The 6,132-nt window shown below is 60.0% G+C and carries 6 protein-coding genes; 4 read left to right on the forward strand and 2 right to left on the reverse strand.

Annotated features, from left to right (window positions below; all coding sequences use genetic code 11):
* The 4 genes from VFU66_RS03255 to VFU66_RS03270 form a co-directional block, all read left to right on the forward strand.
* The coding region (locus VFU66_RS03255) for a dipeptidase (RefSeq protein WP_326444799.1) at window positions 1-1,044 on the forward strand (1,044 nt) is incomplete at its 5' end.
* Window positions 1,045-1,123: 79 nt separating this feature from the next.
* On the forward strand, window positions 1,124-2,137 hold the full coding sequence (locus tag VFU66_RS03260) for a methyltransferase (RefSeq protein ID WP_326444800.1): 1,014 nt from the start codon (window positions 1,124-1,126) through the stop codon (window positions 2,135-2,137).
* Window positions 2,138-2,226: 89 nt separating this feature from the next.
* On the forward strand, window positions 2,227-3,003 hold the full coding sequence (locus VFU66_RS03265) for a peptidylprolyl isomerase (RefSeq protein WP_326444801.1): 777 nt from the start codon (window positions 2,227-2,229) through the stop codon (window positions 3,001-3,003).
* Window positions 3,004-3,054: 51 nt separating this feature from the next.
* Complete coding sequence (locus VFU66_RS03270; protein ID WP_326444802.1) at window positions 3,055-3,576, forward strand: peptidylprolyl isomerase; 522 nt, start codon at window positions 3,055-3,057, stop codon at window positions 3,574-3,576.
* A gap of 57 nt (window positions 3,577-3,633) precedes the next feature.
* On the opposite strand, the gene VFU66_RS03275 is transcribed toward VFU66_RS03270, so the two are convergent.
* Both VFU66_RS03275 and mdh read right to left on the reverse strand, forming a co-directional pair.
* The gene (locus tag VFU66_RS03275; protein WP_326444803.1) at window positions 3,634-4,842 is read right to left on the reverse strand and encodes a hypothetical protein; all 1,209 of its coding nucleotides are present in this window, start codon (window positions 4,840-4,842) and stop codon (window positions 3,634-3,636) included.
* Window positions 4,843-4,967: 125 nt separating this feature from the next.
* Window positions 4,968-5,900 (reverse strand): malate dehydrogenase, encoded by a 933-nt coding sequence (gene mdh, locus VFU66_RS03280; RefSeq protein ID WP_326444804.1) that lies wholly within the window; start codon window positions 5,898-5,900, stop codon window positions 4,968-4,970.
* Window positions 5,901-6,132: the final 232 nt, after the last annotated feature.

Below are 6,132 nucleotides of genomic sequence, written 5' to 3' on the forward strand. Positions count from 1 at the left end.
GACTCCGCGAAGAAGGGCAATCTGGACGCGCAGTTCTTCTCCATCTGGGTCGATCCCGACCAGTACCCCGGCGACCGCGCCGCTTTTCGTACCCTCGAATTGATTGACGGAACTTTGGAGCAGGTCCGCAAGCACCCCGACAAGCTCCGCCTCTGCGTCTCCGCCGACGACATCATCCAGGCCCACAAAGACGGCAAGTTCGCCGTCCTGATGGGTATCGAAGGCGGCCACTCCATCGAAGACTCGCTTGGCCTGCTGCGCGACTACTACCGCCTCGGCGTCCGCTACATGACGCTCACCTGGTCGAACACCAACGACTGGGCCGACTCCTCCGGCGACCAGGACGACCCCAAAGTCCACCATCACAACGGCCTCACCCCATTCGGCAAACAGGTCGTGCTTGAGATGAACCGCCTCGGCATGATGGTGGACGTCTCGCACGTCTCCGACAAGACCTTCTGGGACACCATCGCCACCACAAAGGCCCCGATCATCGCTTCGCACTCCTCCTCGCGCGCCCTGACCCATGCGGCACGCAACATGACCGACGACATGCTCCGCGCCGTCGCCAAAAACGGAGGCGTTGTCATGGTCAACTTCTACCCCGCCTTCATCGACGAGCACTGGCGCGAAGCCTGGAACGCCTCACGCCCCGAGCGCCAGAAGGAGTACGCCGAGGCCGAAGCGCCGTACAAGGCCAAGGGCCTGCCGGTCCCCTTCTTCGTCGATGACACGGTTGACCGCAAGTACGCCGCCATGATCGACCGCGCGCCCTTCAACTCGCTCATCGACCACTTCGACCACATCATCAAGGTCGCCGGCATCGACCACGTCGGCATCGGCACCGACTTCGACGGCATCCCTGTGCCACCCGCCGAAATCGACTCTGCCGCCGATTTCCCCAAAGTGACCGCTGCCCTCATGGCCCGCGGCTACTCCGCCGACGACGTCCGCAAGGTCCTCGGCGGCAACATCCTCCGCGTCTTCCGCGAAGTTCAGGCCGACGCCGACCACACCGAAGACATCACCATCCGCGCCAAGTAAATATCCTCGCAAGCTGCGATACAAAAGGCGGTTATCCACGTAGACTGGGAACTCTCTTTTTATCTGCCAGGAGGAACGAATGAGTACAGCAGCGATACAGCAACAGCCCACGCCCGAGCGATTCTTCGCCGCCATTAACGCCTACGAGCAGACCGAAGCCATGAAGACCGCCCTTGAGCTGGAAGTCTTCACCGCCATCGCCGAAGGCAACGCCACCGCTGCAACCATCGCAAAGCGTTGCAGCGCCTCCGAGCGAGGAATAAGGACCCTGTGTGATTTCCTGACCATCCACGGCTTCCTGACCAAGCAAGGCACGGCCTACGGTCTCGCGCCGGACACAGCGATGTTCCTCAACCGCCAGTCGCCTGCATACCTCGGCGGCGCCGTTGACTTCCTCCTCACGTCGCGCATCCGCGACGCACACAGCCGGCTCACCGAAGCCGTGCGCAAAGGCGGCACCGCGCTCGGCCAGGGAAATCTGGACCCCGAGAACCCCGACTGGGTCAAGTTTGCCAAAGCCATGATGCCCATGATGTTCATGTCCGCCCAGCTCATGGCCGCCGATCTCCGCAAGGGCGGAGAAGTCGAGAAGGTCCTCGACATCGCAGCAGGCCATGGCATCTATGGAATCTCCGTAGCAAAGCAGAATCCCTCAGCCCACATCTACGCCTCCGATTGGAAAAACGTCCTCGAAGTCGCAGCACAGAACGCGCAGGCGATGGGAGTCGCCGATCGCTACCACCTGCTCCCCGGCAGCGCATTCGAGACCGACTTCGGCAGCGGATACGATCTTGCGCTGATCACCAACTTCCTGCACCACTTCGACCCGCCCACCTGCACAGCCTTCATGCGCAAGGTATACGCCGCGCTCAAGCCCGGCGGCCGCGCCGCAATCGCCGAGTTCGTCCCCAATCCCGACCGTGTCAGCCCACCCATGGCCGCCGCCTTCAGCATGATGATGCTCGCCACCACTCCCTCTGGAGACGCCTACACCTTCGCGGAACTTGAAACCATGGCGAAGGATGCTGGCTTCACCCGGGTAGAGCTTGGGTCGCCGATCGGCCCCGACAGCCTCGTCATCGCGTACCGGTAACCCCTCTGAAGAACTCCATACCGTAGACGCGGCCTGCATTGCTCCAACTCCGCGTCTACGGTAGCCTGTTCTATGGAGTCCCACACCGCATGAAGCTTCACTATCTCGCCCTTGCCCTGGCCATCAGCGCCTATGCGCCAGCGCAGAGCGCACCTTCTTCGCAAAGCACTGACGCACTTCCCGACGCACCCAGCGCCACGCCGCAAGTGACGCCGCCTGTCGTTCCCACCGGCCCCACCGCCGTCATCGACACGACGATGGGCCGCCTCACCTGCAAGCTCTATGATAAACAGGCGCCCATCACCGTCGCCAACTTCATCGGGCTCGCCGAAGGCACCAAAGACTGGACTGACCCCAGGACCCTGAAAAAGATGCACGGCGTGCCGCTCTACAACGGCACCACCTTCCATCGCGTCATCCCCAACTTCATGATTCAGGGCGGCGACCCCGCAGGCAACGGCATGGGCGACCCCGGCTACTTCTTCCAGGACGAGATCGACCCCTCGCTCACCTTCAACGTTCCCGGACGCCTCGCCATGGCGAACGCAGGTCCCGGCCCCACCGGCGGCGGCACCAACGGCTCTCAGTTCTTTATTACCGAAGTCCCCGTTCCCGAGCTGAACGGCAAGCACACCATCTTCGGCCAGTGCGACGCCCATTCCGTGCTCATCGTCTCGTCAATCGCTCGCGTCGAGCGCGACGACCGCGACAAACCGCTCACCCCGGTCGTCATCAACCGCATCACCATCGTGCGTGACGGCCAACCTATACCGCCTGAACCCACTCCTCCGGCAACGGCAGCCTCACCGACTGCTGCATCATCCACGCCGACCCTACAGCACCATCCCTCCGCGCCTCAGCAATAAAAACCGCGCTGGGCCACGCATCCACATCTAACCCGTAAGGAGAAAACCGCAATGCCAACCAAGCCCGGCACCTATGCCACCTTCAAGACCACCGAAGGCACCATCGTCTGCGAGTTGTTTGAGAAGGACGCCCCCCAGACCGTCGCCAACTTCATCGGCCTCGCCGAGGGCACCAAGGACTGGAACAGCCGCAGCAAGAAGGGAGCGAAGCTCTACGACGGAACCGTCTTCCACCGCGTCATCCCCAACTTCATGATCCAGGGCGGCGACCCCGAAGGCACCGGCATGGGCGGCCCCGGCTACAAGTTCGCCGACGAAACCCGTGGCTCCAAACACGGCTTCCAGCAGCCCGGCAAACTCGCCATGGCCAACGCTGGCCCCAACACCAACGGCTCGCAGTTCTTCATCACCGTCACCGACACAAGCTGGCTCACCGGCAAGCACACCATCTTCGGCAAAGTCGTTGAAGGCTACGACATCGTCGAAAAGATCAGCAAAGTCCCCACTGCCGCCCAGGACCGCCCAAAAAAGGACGTCGTCCTCGAATCCGTCACCATCGAGCGTGTGGCGTAACCTGATCGACCACTGTCCATCAAACGCTGGAGGGCTATTCGCTCTCCGGCGTTTTCTCTATCTGCTCTGCGTAAATAGGCCTGAGGTAAAAACGATCTGGTCCATCTGGCCCTGTTCAATGGCTTTGTAAAGATGCACACGGATGGCCGGTTCCACGTGGCCGTACCTCAATATGGCCGCCGGGAGATCCTTTTGGCGTCCCTGCACCAATGGGCCTCTACTCACACGGGCCAACTGATAGAGATTCACCAGGCAGAACAGGACGCTGAGACAGGCAATCATTGTCCCTGCCGGACGGTTCCACCGGACAAAGTACGACCCGATCGCAACTGCCATCAACAACAGCCTCGATCCAGGATCCGCCGTGCCCAATATCGTATGGGGCAGAAAAAGCGAGAGCGCCAGCAATGCCACCAGAAAGATTTTAATCGAGCGATGCGAACCGTTGTGCTCGTCAGGTTCCAGTAGAAACCTGAGCATCAACCAGATGATCAGCGCCGCGACACACAATGAAGCGGCGATCAGAAGAACAAACAGAGCTCGCCCAAGAAATAGCTCGCTGACCGAATGCCCCTGCATGTCGCAAACATTCACATAGCCAAATGTTCTGAAGTAGGTATTGACTTTATAGATGATGAACGTCTTCGATCCATACCTGTAGCCGACGTCGGCCATGCCGCCATCGGGGTTGCCGCTTGAAAACCTGCCCACCGCATACCACGCGGTCAGTAGAATGGCTGGAACACCAACCCACAACCGGCGAAGTTGCTTCTTCTCCCAACTCCAGATGCCCAGAAAGAGAAGGGCGCACGCACATGCTTCCATGTGCGTAAAGAAGATCAGCACAAGCAACAGGCTCAGTGTGACCGAGGATGCTTCACGTATCATCAGCGCGACCAAAAGGAACGTAAGGAACATGCCCATCTCGAAGCTGATATGTCCATACCAGAAGTCCAGGTTGAAGAAGACGCTCCCCGGCAAGGCAACCATCAGCCTCCAGTCGCTTCCTCGCGTTGCCTTCGAGAGCATCCAGGTCGCAAAGCCGGCAAGCAGGATATAGATTGCAATCCATGCTTTACCGGCCCACTGCCACGTCAGCACGGTATCCAGCAAGCCAAGCCCTACAGTTGTGGTGCTGTTCGGAACCGCGTAACGCTTCAGGGCATATCCCGCAACGTGGTGTCCTGCCATCCACCCGTGCAGCAAAAACCCCTGATAGACCCAATCAGGAAAATCGACGAATGCGGGCGGGTTCTTTACCGCCAAAACTACGCCCGCATACGCTGCACAGACGCCAATCAGATACAGATATGCCAGCCGTCGCGCGAGGCCTCTTCCGCTCTCGTTATCCCGTCGGTTTGCATCACGCGGACATCGCTCCGCAACCTGCATCACGCGACCCCAATCACCGAGCAAAGCTCCTTCACCGCATCCGCGCTCCTGTTCAGCGCAGCCTGCTCATCAGCAGTCAGCTTGATCTCGATGATCTGCTCTAGACCCTTTGCCCCGAGCTTGCACGGAACCCCAACGTACAGGCCCTTGATCCCGTACTCACCCTGTAGATAAGCCGCGCACGGCAGAATCTTCTTCTTGTCCTTCAGGATCGCCTCGACCATCTCCGTAGCCGCAGCCGAAGGCGCGTAGTACGCCGATCCCGTCTTCAGGTGCTTCACAATCTCCGCGCCGCCATTGGCCGTGCGCGTCTCCAGTTCCTTCAGGCGGTCCGCCGGAATCAACTCCGTAATCGGAATGCCTGCAACCGTTGAGTAGCGCGACAGCGGCACCATCGTGTCGCCGTGGCCGCCCAGCACAAACGCCGTCACGTTCTCGACCGACACCTTCAGTTCCTCGGCAATAAATGTACGGAACCGCGCCGAATCGAGCACACCAGCCATGCCAATCACGCGCTCGCGCGGCAACCCGGCCTGCTTGAACGCCGTCTGCGCCATCGCATCCAGCGGGTTCGAGACAATCACCAGAATTGTATTCGGCGACTGCGCCACCACCTTGGAGACCACATCGCTCATAATCTTGAAGTTCGTATTCAGCAGGTCATCGCGGCTCATGCCCGGCTTGCGTGCGATGCCCGCCGTGATCACCACCACATCCGAGTTCGCGGTGTCCGCATAATCATTTGTGCCGATGATGCTCACATCGCGTTTCTCAATCGGCATGGCCTCCAGCAAGTCCAGCCCCTTGCCCTGCGGCACGCCTTCAATCACATCCAACAGCACCACATCCGCAAGCTCCTTCGCCGCAATCCAGTGCGCCGTCGTCGCTCCAACATTTCCCGAACCTACAATCGTTACCTTCTTCCGCGCCATCTCATCTCCTTCTTTGAATCACAATCCCTTTGGCATTTCCATTCCGCAGCGAAGCGGACGAACCTGCTTTTCCTATCAATACCCAGCATTGCTACCCCATGTTCTCAATCATGCGTGTAGCAAACTCGCTCGTCTTCGCCTTGGTCGCGCCCTGCATCCCGCGCTCGAAGTCGTAGGTCACAAACTTCTGTGCAATGGTCTTCTCCATCGACGACTCGATCAGCCGCGCCGC

It is taken from the genome of Edaphobacter sp., from assembly GCF_035763405.1.
Lineage (GTDB): Bacteria > Acidobacteriota > Terriglobia > Terriglobales > Acidobacteriaceae > Edaphobacter.

Bases quoted from the DNA above. Each gene is read 5' to 3' on its own strand.
- VFU66_RS03265 (WP_326444801.1), top strand. From the start codon at position 2,227: ATGAAGCTTCACTATCTCGCCCTTGCCCTGGCCATCAGCGCCTATGCG.
- mdh (WP_326444804.1), bottom strand. From the start codon at position 5,900: ATGGCGCGGAAGAAGGTAACGATTGTAGGTTCGGGAAATGTTGGAGCG.
- VFU66_RS03270 (WP_326444802.1), top strand. From the start codon at position 3,055: ATGCCAACCAAGCCCGGCACCTATGCCACCTTCAAGACCACCGAAGGC.
- VFU66_RS03260 (WP_326444800.1), top strand. From the start codon at position 1,124: ATGAGTACAGCAGCGATACAGCAACAGCCCACGCCCGAGCGATTCTTC.